Below are 15,460 nucleotides of genomic sequence, written 5' to 3'. Positions count from 1 at the left end.
CCAGTTTCATGCAGCCATCAAAGCAGGGAGACGCTGCAGATTCAAAACACTCAAGCAGATCCAAAATGGATTTCGAATAAGACATGCTTATTCAAATAGTTAGAGCGAGATGAGATCAATCACCTCGCCCTGGATATGAAAGCGCCGGGTCTGTTTCCAGCCCGGCGCTATTTCCTTATTTGGAGGAAACCGCCTTTTCCGGGTTCGGCGGGAAGGACGGGTCGGTCTTTGCGCCGCGCAACAGGTCAAGCGCGTAGTTGAGCTGAACGTCGTCCTTCGGATCCGGCGGCACGTAAGCGGCCGAGCCGGAGCCCTGGTCGGTTTCGCTCTGGCCCTTGATGTGGCCCGGCAGGCTGGATTCGCCTTCCGTCACCAGCTTGCCCTTCAGATCGTCCGGCAGCGGCTCGTCGACCTTGACGTCGGGCGTAATACCGGTGCCCTGGATCGAACGGCCCGACGGCGTGTAATAAAGCGCCGTCGTCAGACGCAGCGCGCCGTTGCCATCGCCAAGCGGGATGATCGTCTGCACGGAGCCCTTGCCGAAGGACTGGGTGCCGAGGACGGTGGCGCGGCGTAGATCCTGCAGAGCGCCGGCAACGATTTCCGATGCCGAAGCAGAACCGCCATTGATGAGCACGATGATCGGCTTGCCGTCGGTCAGGTCGCCCGGGCCCGCGTTGAAGCGGCGGGTTTCGTCCGGATTGCGGCCGCGGGTCGAGACGACTTCGCCACGCTCCAGCACATCGTCGGCAACGTTGATCGCCTGGTCGAGCAGACCGCCCGGATTGAGGCGCAGGTCGAGGACATAGCCCTTCAGCTTGTCGGCCGGGATATCCTTCTTGATCTTGGCGATCGCGGCTTCCAGGTCCGGCGTGGTCTTTTCGGTGAAGGAGATGATGCGGAGATAACCGACATCGCCGCCTTCTTCGCGCGACTTGACGGCGGCAACGGCGATCACGTCACGGATGATGGTGAGTTCGATCGGCTTGTCGGCGCCCTTGCGCATCAGCGTCAGCTTGATCGGCGTCTTGACGGCGCCGCGCATCTTCTCAACAGCGTCTTCCAGCTTGAGGCCGCGGACCGACTGGCCGTCGATGGCGGTGATATAGTCGCCGGCGAGAACACCGGCCTTGGCGGCGGGCGTGTCGTCGATCGGGGTGATGACCTTGACGAGGTCATTGTCCATGGTCACTTCGATGCCGAGACCGCCGAATTCACCCTTGGTCTGGGTGCGCATGTCGTCGGCGTCCTTGGCATTCATGTAGCTCGAATGCGGGTCCAGCGAGGACAGCATACCGTTGATGGCGGCTTCGATCAGCTTGTCTTCCTGGGGCGGCGTTACGTATTGCGCGCGCACACGTTCAAAGACGTCGCCGAAAATCGACAGTTCCTTGTACGTGGAAGCGCCCGCGGCTTCCGCCGGCGCTACCGCCGTGTAGATGACGCTCATCGCGGTCGCACCCATCAATGCGCCAACGAGAACAAGAGAAGCCCTACGTATCATTGCGTGCCTTTCCAGTGTCTTTGGAGGTCCACCAAGGCCGAGAATCGACCGGCTTCCCATCTTTTCGAAATTCAATGTAAAGCGTTGGTCGATCCGTTTCCAGCGCCAATGCAGTCGCGCTCGCGACTCTTTTTTGGCCCATTACAGCGAGCGGCTCGCCAGCGAAGACAAATTTGCCGAGACGCGTCTTGATCGCGTCCATTCCCGACAGCACCATATGATAACCGTCGCCGGTATCCAGAATAACCATCTGGCCATAGCTGCGAAATGCGCCGGCGTAAACGACAGTCCCATCGGCAGGAGCGGTGACGAGCGCGTCGGCGCCGGTTGCGAGGGTCAGGCCCATCGCGGTATGTCCCGTACCGTCATCGTCGCCGAACTGGCGGAGAATATCACCCGCCACAGGCAGCTCCAATTTCCGTTTAAGGTCGGAAAACGGATATGCGGGCGCAATGCGGTTTTTATCGGGCACGCCGCTTTCGGCCAGTGCCCTCGCCTGTTCGCGCTGCTGATCGGTCATCTGCTCCCGGCGGGCCTCTTCCGCCCGGGCCGCGGCGGCGGCATCGCGCACCGAGCCGATCTGGCTTTCCAGCGATGCGACGAGGCCCTCGAGACTGGTCGCCTGACCCGCCAATTCTTCGGAACGCTTGCGTTCGGCGTCCAGTTCGGCGGCATTCTCATGGCTGTGCTTGTCGTTTTCGGCGACCAGCATGTCCATGCGTCGTTCCTCCTCCAGACTGTTGGTCATGGTGGCGGTGAGATCGGCCTTTTCTGCCGCGGTGGCGGCATGCAGTTTGGTGAGATCGGTAAGGTCGGCGATGAGCTTGTCCGTCTCCTTGCGCATGCCGGGAACGACGGCGCCGAGCAGGATGGCGCTGCGCACGGAAGCCAGCGCATCGTCGGGCGTTACCAGCAGCGCCGGCGGCGGGTTGCGGCCCATGCGTTCCAGCGCGCCCAGAACTTCGGCCAACAGCGCACGTCGCTCATGCAATGATTTGCGAATCTTGTCTTCCTTGACTGCGAGATCGGTCAGCTTCCTTTCGCTCTGCTCTATCTTGCGGTCCATATCCCTTCGGCGGGCCGCGCTGTCGATCAGCGCCTGGCGCAGGCTGGCCGTGCTCTTGTCGAGCGAGGCGATGCTGTCTTCCAGGGCTTTCGTCTTGTCGGAGGAAAGGCTGATCGTCTTTGACAATTCCTCCAGCTCGGTGCGGGTTTGATCGCGCTTCTTGGCAAGATCGGCGGCAGGGTCCGGCGCCTGTTCGGCCGGCTGCGTCGAGGATGCGGTCGAGGCGACGCCGGGCTGGTCGTCCTTGGTTTGCGTGGGGGTCTGCGCGGGCGAGGCGCCGTCATCTTCCTGCGCCAGGGCCATATCCCGGAACTGAAACGGGCTTTCCACATAGACACCGACGCCAAGACACACCGCCAGTGAGGGCAGCAGCAAGCGGGAAAGCGTGGGTGGGGTTTTTCTCATCCAGTCGTTTGGGCTCGGCCCCTTCAGATCGCGCGAAATTAAACCGGTTTGCCGCGATTATCCAGGAAGCATCATCAATTTTGCGGCGGGAATCAAAACACGCCTGTGTGAGCGTTCCGTTAACGCAAAATAGCCGAAAGCCAAACTGTTTTCGAGCAATTCGATCCGGGGCAGCGGAATCTCAAACCCGATGGTAGGGGTGACCGGAGAGGATCGTGACCGCACGATAGAGCTGTTCGGCGATGAGAATGCGCACAAGCTGATGCGGCCAGGTCATCTTGCCCAGGCAGATGGTTGCGTCGGCTCTCTCGTAAAGGGAGGGGTCGAGACCGTCGGCGCCGCCGATGGCGATCGTGAGATCGCGCTTGCCCTGGTCGCGGAACGTGCCAAGCAAAGCGGCGAAGGCTTCGCTGTCCAGCGCCTTGCCCCGCTCGTCGAGCAGAATAAGAACGCCGCCGTCCGGATGCGCTTTCTGCAACAGGACCGCTTCTTCACGCTTGCGCGTCTCGCCGTTGGATGCGCGGCTTTCGGCGACTTCCGTCATGCGCGCCAATTCGAGGCCGATTGCTGGACCAGCCTTGGCGAAACGGTCGAGATAACGGGCCGCAAGATCCTTTTCAGGGCCGGTTTTCAACCGTCCCACGGCAAAAAGGCCTATCCGCATTCCCGCTCCCAAGCATATCCGCCATCATGGCGGCACAAAATATAGACCGTTGCCGGACAATCATGTCCGGCTATTCAAACCTACTAACCGGGACCGGGAATACTGCCCGGAATAGGTCAGTGCAGCGTGCCCTCGTCGAGATCGGGCGCGGCCCACATCTTTTCGATGTTATAGAACTCGCGAATCTCGGGACGGAACACGTGAATGATAATGTCACCCGTGTCGATCAGCACCCAGTCGCCGCCTTCCAGGCCTTCGACGCGGGCATTGCCCAGGCCTTCTTCCTTGAGGTCGGTGATCAGATGGTCGGCGATCGCCAGGACATGCCGGTTCGAGCGTCCGGAGACGACGACCATGTAGTCTCCAAGCGCGGACTTGCCAGCAATGTTGATGGTGACGATATTTTCGGCCTTGGAGTCCTCGAGGCTTACGAGGACGGCTTGCAGGGCGCGGGCAGCGGCATCGACGCCACGTTCCGGGCTCTTCGGGACAACGACAGGCGTTCTTCCCTTGGCGTGTACTGTTGTCAGTGCTCTTCCTTCCTTGAGTAACAGAACAGGCACATGATCTGAGTCGATCACACCTTAAAGATAGGCACCAAAGCATTAAGGTTTCAAGACGCTGGTTGTCATCTATTGGACGTAAAGACAAGCTTTTGTGGTATTTCCCGCCTCTTTCGCACCATATGTGGGCAATTCGGCCGGGCGGCTGCGCGGCGAGCGTCAGGGTAACGCAAGGTGAGGTGAGCCCCGTCCTCCGATCTCGGCCGCCCGCTTCCCATGTACAGGCGCGCGAAGGACGCGTATACACAAGATCAGATCGAAACGCTCCGACGCCATGACCAAAGCTCCACAACAATCCCTGAAACCCATCCTCCGCATCAGTTTTTCGGGGCAGGGCCGGCTTGGGCGCGGCAAGATGGAACTCCTTGAACATATTCGCGAAACCGGTTCGATCTCGGCCGCCGGTCGGGCCATGGACATGTCCTATCGCCGTGCCTGGCTGCTGATCAGCGAATTGAACCATATGTTCCAGGAGCCGGCCGTCGAATCCCAGCGCGGCGGCCCGAACGGCGGCGGCGCGGCATTGACGCCCTTCGGCGAGGAATTGCTGCGGCGGTTCCGCGGCATGGAGAGTTCGGTGCGGGCCGCCATTGCCGGTGATCTCGAATGGCTGGAGGCCAATCGCAACCCTGACGACGCCGTCGCAGAGCCGCAGGTGGAGTCCTGATCGCCCTTAGGATTCGAGCGCCACGGTCTTGATGACCGCGTGGATGGGCAGTCCGATGCGCAGACCCAGCCGTTCGGAGGAAAACTGCGTAATGCGGGCAAGGACCGTGTCGCCACCGCAATCCACTTTCACTTCCACGGTGCCATCGGCCGCCGTGCCGAGGGCAAGCACCCGTCCTTCGAGGATATTGAGGGCGCTGAGACCTTCGGGCCGTGCCGTTGCCAGTATGACGTCGCGGGCGGGAATGTGGACGCGGACGATCTTGCCAATTCCAGCCGCTTCCCCGGGCACGAAGAGCCTTGCCGCTTTCAGCGCCACAATGGTCAGGCGGTGCTCGCGGTCGATATGCTCCACACGGCCCTCGAGCAGAACGCCCGCTTCGCGGCGGTCGATCGCCTGTGGGCCGGAAAGCTGGCTAAAGATCTCGACCGCCGGTCCCGTCGCTTCCACCTTGCCGTCGCGCATGACGACGACACGGTTGGCCAGTCGCGCTACCTCGGCGATCGAGTGGCTGACATAGATGATCGGCACCTTCGTCTCGTCGCGAAGCCGTTCGAGATAAGGCAGGATCTCGGCTTTGCGGGCCTCGTCGAGTGCGGCCAACGGTTCGTCCATCAAGAGCAGCCGTGGTGACGACAGCAGGGCGCGGCCGATGGCGACGCGCTGTTTCTCGCCGCCGGAGAGTTTGGCCGGTCGTCGATCGAGAAGGGCTGCGATGCCGAGGAGATCAACGACGCCATCGAAGCTTTCGCTATGGCCGCTTTTCGGCGCGAACCAGCGGCCGTAATTCAGGTTCTGCCGCACGGAAAGATGCGGAAACAGCCGCGCCTCCTGGAAGACGTAGCCGAAACGGCGGCGGTGGCGCGGAACGAAGACCTGGGCGTCGGTGTCTCCGAGCACCGTGCCATCGAGGTCGACGCGGCCATGATCGGGTTGGATCAGGCCGGCGATGATGCGGATGATCGAGGTCTTGCCCGAGCCGGAGCGGCCGAACAGGGCCGTGACGCCGCCGTCGGAGGTGAAGGCGGCTTCAAGCGAGAATGCGCCCAATCGATGGCGGATATCGACGATCAGCGTCATTCCCAATCCACCCTCTTGCCGGCGAGATAGGCGAGGAATTCAGAGGCGAGCAGTGCCACCATGGAAATGACGATCGCGACAATCGTCAACCGCAACGCGCCGGCATCACCACCTGGCACCTGCGTAAAGGTGTAGATCGCCGACGACAACGTCTGCGTTTCGCCGGGAATGTTGGAGACGAAGGTGATGGTGGCGCCGAACTCGCCCATGGCCTTGGCGAAGGAAAGGATCATGCCGGCGATGATGCCGGGCAGGATCAGCGGCAAGGTCACCGTGAGGAATATCCAGAGCGGGCTGGCGCCAAGCGTTCCGGCAGCCTCTTCCAACTTGCGATCGACCGCTTCGATCGACAGGCGGATGCTTCTGACCATCAGCGGAAAGCCCATTACGCCGCAGGCAAGCGCCGCGCCGGTCCAGCGGAAGGAGAAGACGATACCGAGATATTGATCGAGCAAAGCCCCGATGGGGCCTTTGCGGCCGAAGAGGATGAGGAGGACGAAGCCGGTAACGACGGGCGGCAGGATCAGCGGCAGATGGATGATGCCGTTGAGGATCGATTTGCCCCAGAATTTGCCGCGCGCCAGCAACATCGCGGCGGCTATGCCGAAGGGCAGGCTCACCAGCATGGCGACGGTCGAGACGCGCAGGCTCAGCTCGATCGCCGTCCATTCGTCGCTGCTCAAACCCAATGCGTCCAAGTTCGGCCTCGCAAAGACATGTCAGGCCCGCCATCAGCCGGCGAGCCTGTAAAGACGAGCTTTTTTGCCTACGGTCGAGCGATGACGCTCACTTCTTGAGAACCGTGAAGCCTTCGTGCTCGAAGAACGGAACAGCCTTAGCCGATTTCAGATAATCGACATAGGCCTGTGTATCAGGGTTGGTGCTGCTGGCCGTGATCGCGATCGGATAGATGATCGGCGGATGGCTGTCTTCCGGAAAGGTGCCGACCACGGCAACGCCCGGATCGGCGGAAACGTCGGTCTTGTAGACGATGCCATAGGGCGCTTCGCCGCGTGAAACGAGCGCAAGCGCGGCGCGCACGCTTTCAGCGCCGGCGACCTTCTTCTCGACGGAAGACCAGATGCCGAGCTTTTCCAGCGCTGCTTTGCCGTATTTGCCCGCCGGCACCGATTCCGGCTGGCCGATCGCTAGGCGTCCGTCGCCGAGAAGGCCGGCAAGGTCCATGCCCTGCTTGACGTCGACGGGTTTGGCCTTGTCCTTGGCGGAGACGAGAACGATCTGATTGCCCAGCAGGTTGACGCGGCTGTCGTCCTTGATCAACTTTTTCTTGGCGGCATAGTCCATCCAGTCGGTATCGGCGGAAATGAAGACATCGGCCGGCGCCCCGTTTTCGAGCTGCTTGGCCAGCGGTCCGCTTGCCGCATAGGAGACGGTGACTTGCTTTCCGGTTTCCTTGGTAAAGGCAGCGTCGATATTATCCAGGGCGTTTTTCATGCTGGCGGCGGCAAAGACGGTGATCTTGTCGGCGGCGAATGCCGGCGTCGGAATGACCGACACGCCGAGCCAGGCGGCGGAAAGGGCGGCGGTTGCAAGCTTGATCCATTGGCGGCGGCGCGTGGCCATTCTATTTCTCCTGGAAGATATCGACATATCTGGACAGATATAACGGCCGACGATGCTTGGCTAGGGGATATGTTCCAGAAAATATAGCGTTACGGCGGAGCGTAACTCTACGAATTTTATAGGGATTTGCCCCCGGGGCGCATACAAGAACGCCCTGCCATTGCATAAATGCATGGCTGAATACGCCCAAAAGGATGGCGAACGCTCACGGGATGAGACGTAACGTTACGAATCGTGCGATTTTAGGGAGATTTTGGAGAAGGTCGCGCCGGAAGCCGCGACGCAATTAGCTCAGATCATGTAAAAGAAGCGTTTTTTGGGCAGATTGTTTTCGGAGCCACGATGAAAATGCATTGCTGCATTGCGCTATCAGCGTTTTATCATTTGGTCAAATCTGCTAAAACATAATCATCGAAACGGCGATCTCCTCCTCCCAAAGCCTTTCGATATCGATCAGCAACACTCCTCCTCCCAGTTGCTGATCAGGTTTGAAAGCCCGACGGATCTCCTCCCCCGTCGGGCTTTTTCATTTTGGAGGTTTTCCTGAAAATCAGACTCGTTATCGCGCCGAGGCCGTCATTGTGCTGCGCGCAAGGCGGTTGAGCTCAATGTCGAGCGCCGACCGTGAATGAAGGTCCAGGCCGGAGCCGGTTTTTTCCACAATACCCGTGCGTCATCCTCGTCGACGCGCGCATAGTGAAACGTCTTGGCCATCTTCGCGGAGAGATAGGATAGCGTCGATCCCGGCCGGTCGATGACGGCGATCGGAAAGGTGCGGGCAATCTCCTGCCATTTCTGCCAGCGGTGAAACGTGTTGAGGCTATCCGCACCCATGACCCAGATGAAATGAACATGGGTATTGCGCGCCTTGACGTAGGCGAGCGTATTGGCCGTGTAGCTCATGCCGAGCGTCTGCTCGAAAGCTGTCACCTTGACGCGCGGGTCATGCGTGACCGCCTCGCTGAGCGCGATGCGCTCGGCAAGCGGCGCCAGATGATTGCGGTTCTTCAACGGATTGCCAGGCGTCACCATCCACCAGAGTTGGTCGAGGCCAAGCCGTCGGATGGCGATTTCAGCCACCAGCGCATGGCCCTGATGCGGCGGATTGAAGGAACCGCCGAAAAGACCGACTACCATGCCGCGTTCGGCATGCGGCATGCGCAGATAGCGGTAATCGATCTCTTCTTTCAGCACGTCAGGGCCGTATCTGTCCGGTGCCGCGCACGCGATATTTGAAAGAGGTAAGCTGCTCGACGCCAACGGGCCCGCGCGCATGCATCTTGCCCGTGGCGATGCCGATCTCCGCGCCCATGCCGAACTCGCCGCCATCGGCAAACTGCGTCGAAGCATTGTGCAGCAGGATCGCCGAATCGATCTCGGTGAAGAAGCGCTCGACCACGGCGGGATCCTCGGCGATGACGGCTTCGGTATGGTTGGACGAATATTTGCCGATATGGCCAATCGCGCCGGAAATACCGTCGACAATGGCGACGGAAATAATGGCGGCGAGATATTCGGTCGACCAATCCTCTTCCGTCGCGGCTTTCAATCCCGGCACAAGCTTGAGCACCTCGGCAGAACCGCGGATTTCGCAGCCTGCCGCGGCAAGCCCGTCGAGCAGCGGCTTCAGATGGGTGGACGCCACCTTCGAATCGACCAGCAGCGTTTCAGCCGCGCCGCAGATGCCCGTGCGGCGCATCTTGGCGTTGACGACGATGGATTTCGCCATCTCCAGATCGGCCGAGGCATCGATATAGATGTGGCAGAGGCCTTCGAGATGGGCGAAGACCGGCACGCGCGCTTCGGTCTGCACCCGGGCGACGAGGCTCTTGCCGCCGCGCGGCACGATGACGTCGATATTGCCCTCGAGGCCGCGCAGCATGGCGCCGACGGCGGCACGGTCGCTCACGGGCACGAGCTGAATGGCGTGCTCGGGTAGGCCGGCTGCCTTCAGCCCCTCGACCAGGCATTCATGGATCGCCTGAGAGGAACGGCGCGAATCGCTGCCGCAGCGCAAGATTACGGCATTGCCGGCTTTCAGGCACAGCGCGCCGGCATCGGCGGTGACGTTCGGCCGGCTTTCGAAGATGACGCCGATGACGCCGAGCGGCGTGCGCACGCGTTCGATCTTCAGCCCGTTCGGACGATCCCAGGCGGCGATAACTTCACCCACCGGATCGGCCAAGGCGGCGATGGCGCGAATGCCTTCGGCCATCTCGGCGACGCGCTTGTCGTTCAGCGTCAGGCGATCGACGAAGGAGGCCAGCATATCCGTGCCTTCGACGTCTTTCAGGTCCTTGGCGTTTTCGGCAAGGATATGATCCTTGCGGGCAAGAATGGCATCGGCCATGGCGTTCAACGCCTTGTTCTTGCTTTCGGTCGAAGCGAAGGCCAGAGGTCGCGACGCAGCCCGGGCCTTGCGGCCGATATCGTTCATCAGCGCATCGATGTCGGGGCTTTGTGCGACAGTATCAAGCATGAGCTTCATCCTTCTTCAATTTCTCGGCCTTCGTCTTGACGGACGCGGTCATGACGAGGTCGTCGCGATGCACCATGGCGGCGCGGCCGGGATAGCCGAGGATCGCCTCGATCTCCGCCGACTTGCGGCCGGTGATCTGGCGGGCTTCCTCGGCATCGTAACCGACAAGGCCACGGGCGATTTCTCGACCGGAGGGGCCGATAACGGCAACGGTGTCGCCGCGGCCGAAATTGCCGACAATGCTGCGCACGCCGGCAGGCAGAAGGCTCTTGCCGGCGCCGAGCGCGGTGACGGCGCCCTCGTCGACATGCAGCTCACCGGCGGGCTGCAATTGCCCGGCAATCCAGGTCTTTCGGGCGGTGACGGGCGTGCCCGAAGGCGCGAACCAGGAGGAGCGCGCGCCGTTTTCGATTGCGTTCAGCGGCCGGTCGGTCTTGCCCGAGGCGATGATCATGGCGCAGCCGGCGCCCGTGGCGATTTTGCCGGCATCGATCTTGGTGCGCATGCCGCCGCGCGACAGTTCGGAGGCCGCGCCGCCGGCCATGGCTTCGATTTCCGGCGTGATCTCGGCGATCGTTTCCAGGAATTTCGCTTGCGGATCGAGATGCGGTGGGGCGGTGTAGAGCCCATCGATGTCAGACAGCAGGATCAGCAGGTCGGCGCCGGTCATGGTGGCGACGCGGGCGGCCAGCCGGTCATTGTCGCCATAGCGGATTTCGCTGGTGGCGACCGTGTCGTTTTCGTTGATGATCGGTACGGCGCCGATCTTCAGGAGCTGATTGATGGTGGCGCGGGCGTTGAGATAGCGGCGGCGCTCTTCGGTATCGCCGAGTGTCAGCAGGATCTGGCCGGCGACGATATCGTCATGCGACAGGCTTTCTGACCAGGCGCGCGCCAGCGAAATCTGGCCGACGGCCGCGGCCGCCTGGCTTTCCTCCAGCTTCAATGCACCGGAGGGCAGGTCGAGCACCGAACGGCCGAGCGCGATAGCGCCGGAGGAGACGACGAGGACATCGGCCCCCTTGGCCTTCAGCCCGGCAATATCGGCGCACATGCCGTCAAGCCAGGTTTTCTTCAGGCCGGCCTTGCGATTGACCAGAAGGGCGGAGCCGATCTTGATGACGATGCGGCGGTAGCGGTCGAGCGGCTTGCGGGCAGTCATCCCTGCTGCTCCTCGTCGTCGTCGCTTTCCTTATCGACAACGGCCATGTCACGATGGCGCAGTTTCGGCGCTTTCGCCGGCTTCTCTTCCTGGGTGCCAGCGTTCGCCTCGACAATCACGTCGCGCAAAGCGCGCAACACCTCGGTCATGCCGCTGCCGGTGATGGCGGAAATGCGGAACGGCGTCTTGCCGCAGGCTCGCGCCAGTTCCCGCGTCTTTTTCTTCAACGTCTCCTCGTCCAGCACGTCGATTTGCGACAGTGCGACGATCTCCGGCTTGTCGGTGATATCGTTGCCATAGGCTTCGAGCTCGTGCTTCACCGTCTTGTAGGCCTTGCCGACCTTTTCTTCCTGGGCGGAGACCAGATGCAGCAGCACGCGGGTGCGCTCGACATGGCCGAGGAAACGGTCACCGATGCCCACACCTTCATGCGCGCCCTCGATCAGGCCGGGAATGTCGGCCAGAATGAATTCCTGGCTATCGATGGTGGCGACGCCGAGATTGGGGTGCAGCGTCGTGAATGGATAGTTGGCGATCTTCGGCCGGGCGCGGCTGACGGCGGCAAGGAAGGTCGACTTGCCCGCATTTGGCAGGCCGACGAGGCCGGCATCGGCGATCAGCTTCAGCCGCAGCCAGATGGTCTTTTCTTCACCGGGCAGGCCGGGATTGGCCCAATCGGGCGCCTGATTGACCGAGGATTTGAAATAGGCGTTGCCGAAGCCGCCATTGCCGCCGGCGGCGAGACGAAAGCGCTGGCCCTCCTGTGTCAGGTCGCAGATCAGGGTTTCCTCGTCTTCTTCGAAAATCTGCGTGCCGACCGGGACCTTCAGCGTCACGTCGTCGCCCTTGGCGCCGGCGCGGTTCTTGCCCATGCCATGCATGCCGATCTTCGCCTTGAAATGCTGCTGATAGCGGAAATCGATCAGCGTATTCAGCCCGTTGACGGCCTCGACCCAGACATCGCCGCCGCGGCCGCCATCGCCACCGTCCGGACCGCCGAACTCGATGAATTTCTCACGCCGGAAGGACACGCTGCCCGCGCCGCCATCACCAGACCGAATATAGACCTTTGCTTCGTCGAGAAATTTCATTTTACTTCCGTCACTCGGTATTGGCGCATAACCCCTTACAACGAATGGAGTCAGGAAAGCCTATGCGCTCTTTTCAATTGTTACCGCGTCCTCTGCATGTCCGCCAGGACAGGCGGCGCGGTCATTTGCCCGTCATGTCGCCTTCGATATAGGCGCTTCAGCCGGAGGTCAAAGATTATCGTGAAGTTGGCAAGCTATAACATCCAGTGCGGCTTCGGCCTCGATGAAAGATATGATCTTGAACGCATCGTCGGAAACCTTGCGGGCGCCGATATCATCGCTTTGCAGGAAGTAACCCGCGGCTTTGTCCGCAACGGCCGTACCGATATGGTCGCTGCGATCGAAGCGTTGCTGCCAGACTATTACTCCATCTATGGAACGGGGCTGGATCTGCTGCCGCCGGGAGCGGCCCACGCGATCTGCGCTTCCAGTTCGGTAATATGGTGCTGTCGCGCTGGCCGATCCTTGCGACGCGGACGCTGCTTCTGCCGCGCAGCCGCACGCTTTCCAAACTCAATCTGCAGCGCGTTGCCGTCGAAGCGGTGATCGATGCCCCAGGCGGCGCGGTCCGGGTCTATTCCGTGCATCTCGACCACGTCTCTCCGGATGAGCGCATCCGCCAGATCCACTATCTCAAGGATCGTGCGATCAATTTTGTGCGTGATGGCGGTTCGCTGACGGGCGCCGTGGAGATCGACTTCGACGATCCGCCGCTGCCGGAGGATTTTATCCTGATGGGCGATTTCAACATGGTGCCGGAATCGCCGGAATATTGCGCGCTTGCCGGCCTGAAGGACGCCTTCTACGGGCGCATGCCGCGTTTCGATGTGCCGACCGACGCGCTCGACGTTGTCGGCGCGCTGAAGCCCGAAGCCTATAGCTGGATGGATCCGAAGGATCGTAACAAGCGCATGCATCTCGACTACTGCTTCATCAGTTGCGGGTTGAGTGACCGTCTGCGCTCGGCCCATGTGGATATCGATGCGGAAGGCTCCGATCATTTTCCGGTCTGGGTCGAAATCGACGGATAGGGCGCCATCGCCGGTGGAGCCGGCGATGACTGGTTTTTAAAGCGCATTGCAATCTTTCAGATTCGCTCCTTGCGCTTTAGATCTTTGATTTTGCGGATGTCGTTATCGCAAAACCGCTGCGCACTTTTGCGCGACATGTTTGGCTTCACGCCGCCTGCGAGAGCCGCAGCGCGCCCGGATTCAGCACGGTTTCGATATGCGGAACCATGGTGTTGCGGGCGAAGCTGTAGACCTCCGCGCAGCCGATGATGTCGAAGCCGAGCTTCTGCTGCAGCTTCAACGAGGCCGGATTGTCGGCGAAGACGCCGGAGAAGACGGCGACTTCGGGCATGCGGCGGGCGAAGCGCTCGAGTACGGCCGGGACAGCCTCGCTCATGATGCCGCGCCGCCAGTAGTAGCGGTTCAGCCAGTAGCCGAGATGCCAGCGGCCATGCCGGAGGTCGATGCCGACGCAGCCGATATGGACGTCGTCCCCCTCGGTGATGGCCAGCATCCAGTCGCTATCGAGGCCGGCGGTGCGCGGGACAAGCCAGTCCAGCGCATCCTGTCGGTCGTACGGCACCGGCACGCGGGCGAGCATGCGAGTGACGGCGAAATCCGACAGGGATTCCGTCATCGCGTCGGCATCGCCGAGCCGGTGCGGGCGCAGCGTCAGTCGCTCCGTCCGGATGACCGGCGTCGGTCCGGGCGTCAGGCTCCTGACGTCCCGGCGGGGCAAGATGGCGGCGTTCATCGCATGCCTCCCCAGCTTCTGAGTGACATCCAGGTCTTGCGGTCGAGCCGGTACCATTCGACCGATACCGTGCTGCCGAGTGCCAGCGATGCGGCAAGGCCGGATCCCTGGAACTGGAAGCCGCACTTCTGCACCACCCGCCTGGAGGCGACGTTCATGACCCTGCAGCGGGCGTCGATCTGCGCGACGTTTTCGCGCGTGCGGAAGACCATGTCGATCAGGGCATGGGCGGCTTCCGTCGTGTAGCCCTGGTTCCAATAGGGCTCGCCCAGCCAATAACCGATCTCAACAGTGCGCGGATCGGCCGTGGGTTCGACCCCGCAGCAACCGAGAAAGGCGCCGTTGTCGGCTTTGGTAATCGCATAGACGCACTTGCCAATCTCGCCAAGCTTCGTGCGTCGCACGAAATCGGCGGCATCATTGGTCGTATACGGGTGCGGCATACGCGATACCATTGTGGCGACGTTGGCGTTGTTGGCGAGATGGGCAAGGGCGTCGATGTCTTCTTCGTGGGGCGCGCGCAGAACGAGCCTTTCCGACAATAAGACAGGGCAATCGGTCCTTAACCGCTCCGGCCTCAGCCGTTCTTCGGGAGACCTCGATTGGCCTTCCCTTAACAATTCGCCTTGCATGGTTCAGTCCTCCTTGGTTGAGGGTAAAGAAAAAAGGGGAGATGGCGCCCCATCTCCCCTTTTTTCTTGACTGAACCTGATGCTTCAGCCGGGTCGATGAGACGCCGGCTGTTTTAGAGCGCTACCGGCTTATTCCGCTGCTTCCGCTTTCGGCATTACAGAGACGTACACGCGGCCATTGGCCTTCGTACGGTAGTCCACGTTGCCCGCCGTAAGCGCAAAAATCGTGTGATCCTTGCCGAGGCCGACATTGGCGCCCGGATGCCACTGCGTACCGCGCTGACGCACGATAATGTTGCCTGCGAGGACGGCTTCGCCGCCGAACTTCTTCACGCCAAGGCGCTTAGATTCGGAATCGCGACCGTTGCGCGAGGAACCGCCAGCTTTTTTGTGTGCCATTGGAGTTCTCCTTTAAACCTTGATCCCGTTACTTACTTGGCAGCCACGATGTCCGTGATGCGGACGACCGTGTGATGCTGGCGATGGCCGCGCGAACGCTTCGAGTTCTGACGACGGCGCTTCTTGAAGGCGATGACCTTCTTGCCGCGGTTGTGCTCGACCACTTCGGCCTTGACGGAAGCGCCCTTGACGAAGGGAGCACCAATCGCAGCGTCGGCGCCTTCGCCGATAACGAGGACTTCGGTGAATTCTACGGTGTCGCCGGCGGTGACTTCAAGCTTCTCGATGGTCAGCACGTCGTTTGCTGCCACACGGTACTGCTTACCGCCGGTCTTGATGACTGCGAACATTTTTTATCCTTTCATGTTCGTTCCGGCTCTCTCGCCCGAAAGGACAAGCG

16 protein-coding genes and 1 pseudogene are annotated in these 15,460 nt (G+C 61.2%); 2 read left to right on the top strand and 15 right to left on the bottom strand.

Annotated features, from left to right (window positions below; genetic code table 11):
- Positions 1-175 precede the first annotated feature (175 nt).
- The 4 genes from N2601_RS17140 to rsfS form a co-directional block, all read right to left on the bottom strand.
- Positions 176-1,504 carry a S41 family peptidase gene (locus tag N2601_RS17140; RefSeq protein ID WP_104824886.1) on the bottom strand — a complete coding sequence of 443 codons (1,329 nt, stop codon included), beginning with the start codon at positions 1,502-1,504 and terminating at the stop codon, positions 176-178.
- Entirely contained in the window at positions 1,494-2,975 is a 1,482-nt protein-coding gene (locus N2601_RS17135) for a murein hydrolase activator EnvC family protein (RefSeq protein WP_104824885.1), read from the bottom strand. The genes N2601_RS17140 and N2601_RS17135 overlap by 11 nt, the downstream gene beginning before the upstream one ends.
- Positions 2,976-3,156: 181 nt before the next feature.
- A complete protein-coding gene (gene rlmH / locus N2601_RS17130; RefSeq protein ID WP_104824884.1) occupies positions 3,157-3,639 on the bottom strand; it encodes a 23S rRNA (pseudouridine(1915)-N(3))-methyltransferase RlmH in 483 nt (160 codons plus the stop codon).
- A 116-nt stretch (positions 3,640-3,755) separates the two neighbouring features.
- On the bottom strand, positions 3,756-4,202 hold the full coding sequence (gene rsfS, locus N2601_RS17125; protein WP_104825279.1) for a ribosome silencing factor: 447 nt from the start codon (positions 4,200-4,202) through the stop codon (positions 3,756-3,758).
- A 274-nt stretch (positions 4,203-4,476) separates the two neighbouring features.
- Between rsfS and N2601_RS17120 the strand changes: the two genes are divergently transcribed.
- The gene (locus N2601_RS17120; protein WP_104824883.1) at positions 4,477-4,869 is read left to right on the top strand and encodes a winged helix-turn-helix domain-containing protein; all 393 of its coding nucleotides are present in this window, start codon (positions 4,477-4,479) and stop codon (positions 4,867-4,869) included.
- Between the two features lie 6 nt (positions 4,870-4,875).
- Here N2601_RS17120 and modC read toward each other — a convergent pair whose 3' ends face one another.
- From modC to obgE, 7 genes are all read right to left on the bottom strand, one after another.
- The gene (gene modC / locus N2601_RS17115; RefSeq protein WP_104824882.1) at positions 4,876-5,949 is read right to left on the bottom strand and encodes a molybdenum ABC transporter ATP-binding protein; all 1,074 of its coding nucleotides are present in this window, start codon (positions 5,947-5,949) and stop codon (positions 4,876-4,878) included.
- Positions 5,946-6,647 carry a molybdate ABC transporter permease subunit gene (gene modB, locus N2601_RS17110; RefSeq protein ID WP_104824881.1) on the bottom strand — a complete coding sequence of 234 codons (702 nt, stop codon included), beginning with the start codon at positions 6,645-6,647 and terminating at the stop codon, positions 5,946-5,948. The genes modC and modB overlap by 4 nt, the downstream gene beginning before the upstream one ends.
- Positions 6,648-6,735: 88 nt before the next feature.
- Positions 6,736-7,533 (bottom strand): molybdate ABC transporter substrate-binding protein, encoded by a 798-nt coding sequence (modA, locus tag N2601_RS17105; protein ID WP_104824880.1) that lies wholly within the window; start codon positions 7,531-7,533, stop codon positions 6,736-6,738.
- Positions 7,534-8,109: 576 nt separating this feature from the next.
- Entirely contained in the window at positions 8,110-8,691 is a 582-nt protein-coding gene (locus N2601_RS17100) for a nicotinate-nucleotide adenylyltransferase (protein ID WP_245464001.1), read from the bottom strand.
- 37 nt (positions 8,692-8,728) lie between these two features.
- Positions 8,729-10,012, bottom strand: coding sequence for a glutamate-5-semialdehyde dehydrogenase (locus N2601_RS17095; RefSeq protein ID WP_104825278.1), 1,284 nt, complete (start codon positions 10,010-10,012; stop codon positions 8,729-8,731).
- Positions 10,005-11,174, bottom strand: a complete 1,170-nt coding sequence (gene proB, locus N2601_RS17090; protein ID WP_104824878.1) for a glutamate 5-kinase — start codon at positions 11,172-11,174, stop codon at positions 10,005-10,007. The genes N2601_RS17095 and proB overlap by 8 nt, the downstream gene beginning before the upstream one ends.
- Entirely contained in the window at positions 11,171-12,265 is a 1,095-nt protein-coding gene (gene obgE, locus N2601_RS17085) for a GTPase ObgE (protein ID WP_260303240.1), read from the bottom strand. The genes proB and obgE overlap by 4 nt, the downstream gene beginning before the upstream one ends.
- A gap of 180 nt (positions 12,266-12,445) precedes the next feature.
- Between obgE and N2601_RS17080 the strand changes: the two are divergent.
- Positions 12,446-13,296, top strand: a pseudogene (locus N2601_RS17080) (endonuclease/exonuclease/phosphatase family protein).
- A gap of 145 nt (positions 13,297-13,441) precedes the next feature.
- Here N2601_RS17080 and N2601_RS17075 read toward each other — a convergent pair.
- The 4 genes from N2601_RS17075 to rplU all read right to left on the bottom strand — a co-directional run bounded on the left by N2601_RS17075 (position 13,442) and on the right by rplU (position 15,410).
- Positions 13,442-14,029 carry a GNAT family N-acetyltransferase gene (locus N2601_RS17075; protein ID WP_104824876.1) on the bottom strand — a complete coding sequence of 196 codons (588 nt, stop codon included), beginning with the start codon at positions 14,027-14,029 and terminating at the stop codon, positions 13,442-13,444.
- Entirely contained in the window at positions 14,026-14,661 is a 636-nt protein-coding gene (locus tag N2601_RS17070) for a GNAT family N-acetyltransferase (protein ID WP_104824875.1), read from the bottom strand. Before N2601_RS17070 ends, N2601_RS17075 begins: the two co-directional genes overlap by 4 nt.
- Positions 14,662-14,790: 129 nt before the next feature.
- Positions 14,791-15,060 (bottom strand): 50S ribosomal protein L27, encoded by a 270-nt coding sequence (gene rpmA / locus N2601_RS17065; RefSeq protein ID WP_104824874.1) that lies wholly within the window; start codon positions 15,058-15,060, stop codon positions 14,791-14,793.
- A 32-nt stretch (positions 15,061-15,092) separates the two neighbouring features.
- The gene (gene rplU, locus N2601_RS17060) at positions 15,093-15,410 is read right to left on the bottom strand and encodes a 50S ribosomal protein L21 (RefSeq protein ID WP_028753733.1); all 318 of its coding nucleotides are present in this window, start codon (positions 15,408-15,410) and stop codon (positions 15,093-15,095) included.
- Positions 15,411-15,460 lie beyond the last annotated feature (50 nt).

Source organism: Rhizobium sp. CB3060, from assembly GCF_025200735.1.
In the GTDB taxonomy this organism is placed as follows: Bacteria; Pseudomonadota; Alphaproteobacteria; order Rhizobiales; family Rhizobiaceae; genus Rhizobium.
Note: the sequence above shows the minus strand (reverse complement) of the source record. Positions and strands in the feature narration are given on the sequence as shown.

Excerpts from the sequence above, each read along its gene's own strand:
- N2601_RS17140 (WP_104824886.1), bottom strand. The coding sequence starts at position 1,504 with ATGATACGTAGGGCTTCTCTTGTTCTCGTTGGCGCATTGATGGGTGCG.
- N2601_RS17135 (WP_104824885.1), bottom strand. The coding sequence starts at position 2,975 with ATGAGAAAAACCCCACCCACGCTTTCCCGCTTGCTGCTGCCCTCACTG.
- rlmH (WP_104824884.1), bottom strand. The coding sequence starts at position 3,639 with ATGCGGATAGGCCTTTTTGCCGTGGGACGGTTGAAAACCGGCCCTGAA.
- N2601_RS17120 (WP_104824883.1), top strand. The coding sequence starts at position 4,477 with ATGACCAAAGCTCCACAACAATCCCTGAAACCCATCCTCCGCATCAGT.
- modC (WP_104824882.1), bottom strand. The coding sequence starts at position 5,949 with ATGACGCTGATCGTCGATATCCGCCATCGATTGGGCGCATTCTCGCTT.
- modA (WP_104824880.1), bottom strand. The coding sequence starts at position 7,533 with ATGGCCACGCGCCGCCGCCAATGGATCAAGCTTGCAACCGCCGCCCTT.
- N2601_RS17100 (WP_245464001.1), bottom strand. The coding sequence starts at position 8,691 with ATGCCGCATGCCGAACGCGGCATGGTAGTCGGTCTTTTCGGCGGTTCC.
- N2601_RS17095 (WP_104825278.1), bottom strand. The coding sequence starts at position 10,012 with ATGCTTGATACTGTCGCACAAAGCCCCGACATCGATGCGCTGATGAAC.
- proB (WP_104824878.1), bottom strand. The coding sequence starts at position 11,174 with ATGACTGCCCGCAAGCCGCTCGACCGCTACCGCCGCATCGTCATCAAG.
- obgE (WP_260303240.1), bottom strand. The coding sequence starts at position 12,265 with ATGAAATTTCTCGACGAAGCAAAGGTCTATATTCGGTCTGGTGATGGC.
- N2601_RS17075 (WP_104824876.1), bottom strand. The coding sequence starts at position 14,029 with ATGAACGCCGCCATCTTGCCCCGCCGGGACGTCAGGAGCCTGACGCCC.
- N2601_RS17070 (WP_104824875.1), bottom strand. The coding sequence starts at position 14,661 with ATGCAAGGCGAATTGTTAAGGGAAGGCCAATCGAGGTCTCCCGAAGAA.
- rpmA (WP_104824874.1), bottom strand. The coding sequence starts at position 15,060 with ATGGCACACAAAAAAGCTGGCGGTTCCTCGCGCAACGGTCGCGATTCC.
- rplU (WP_028753733.1), bottom strand. The coding sequence starts at position 15,410 with ATGTTCGCAGTCATCAAGACCGGCGGTAAGCAGTACCGTGTGGCAGCA.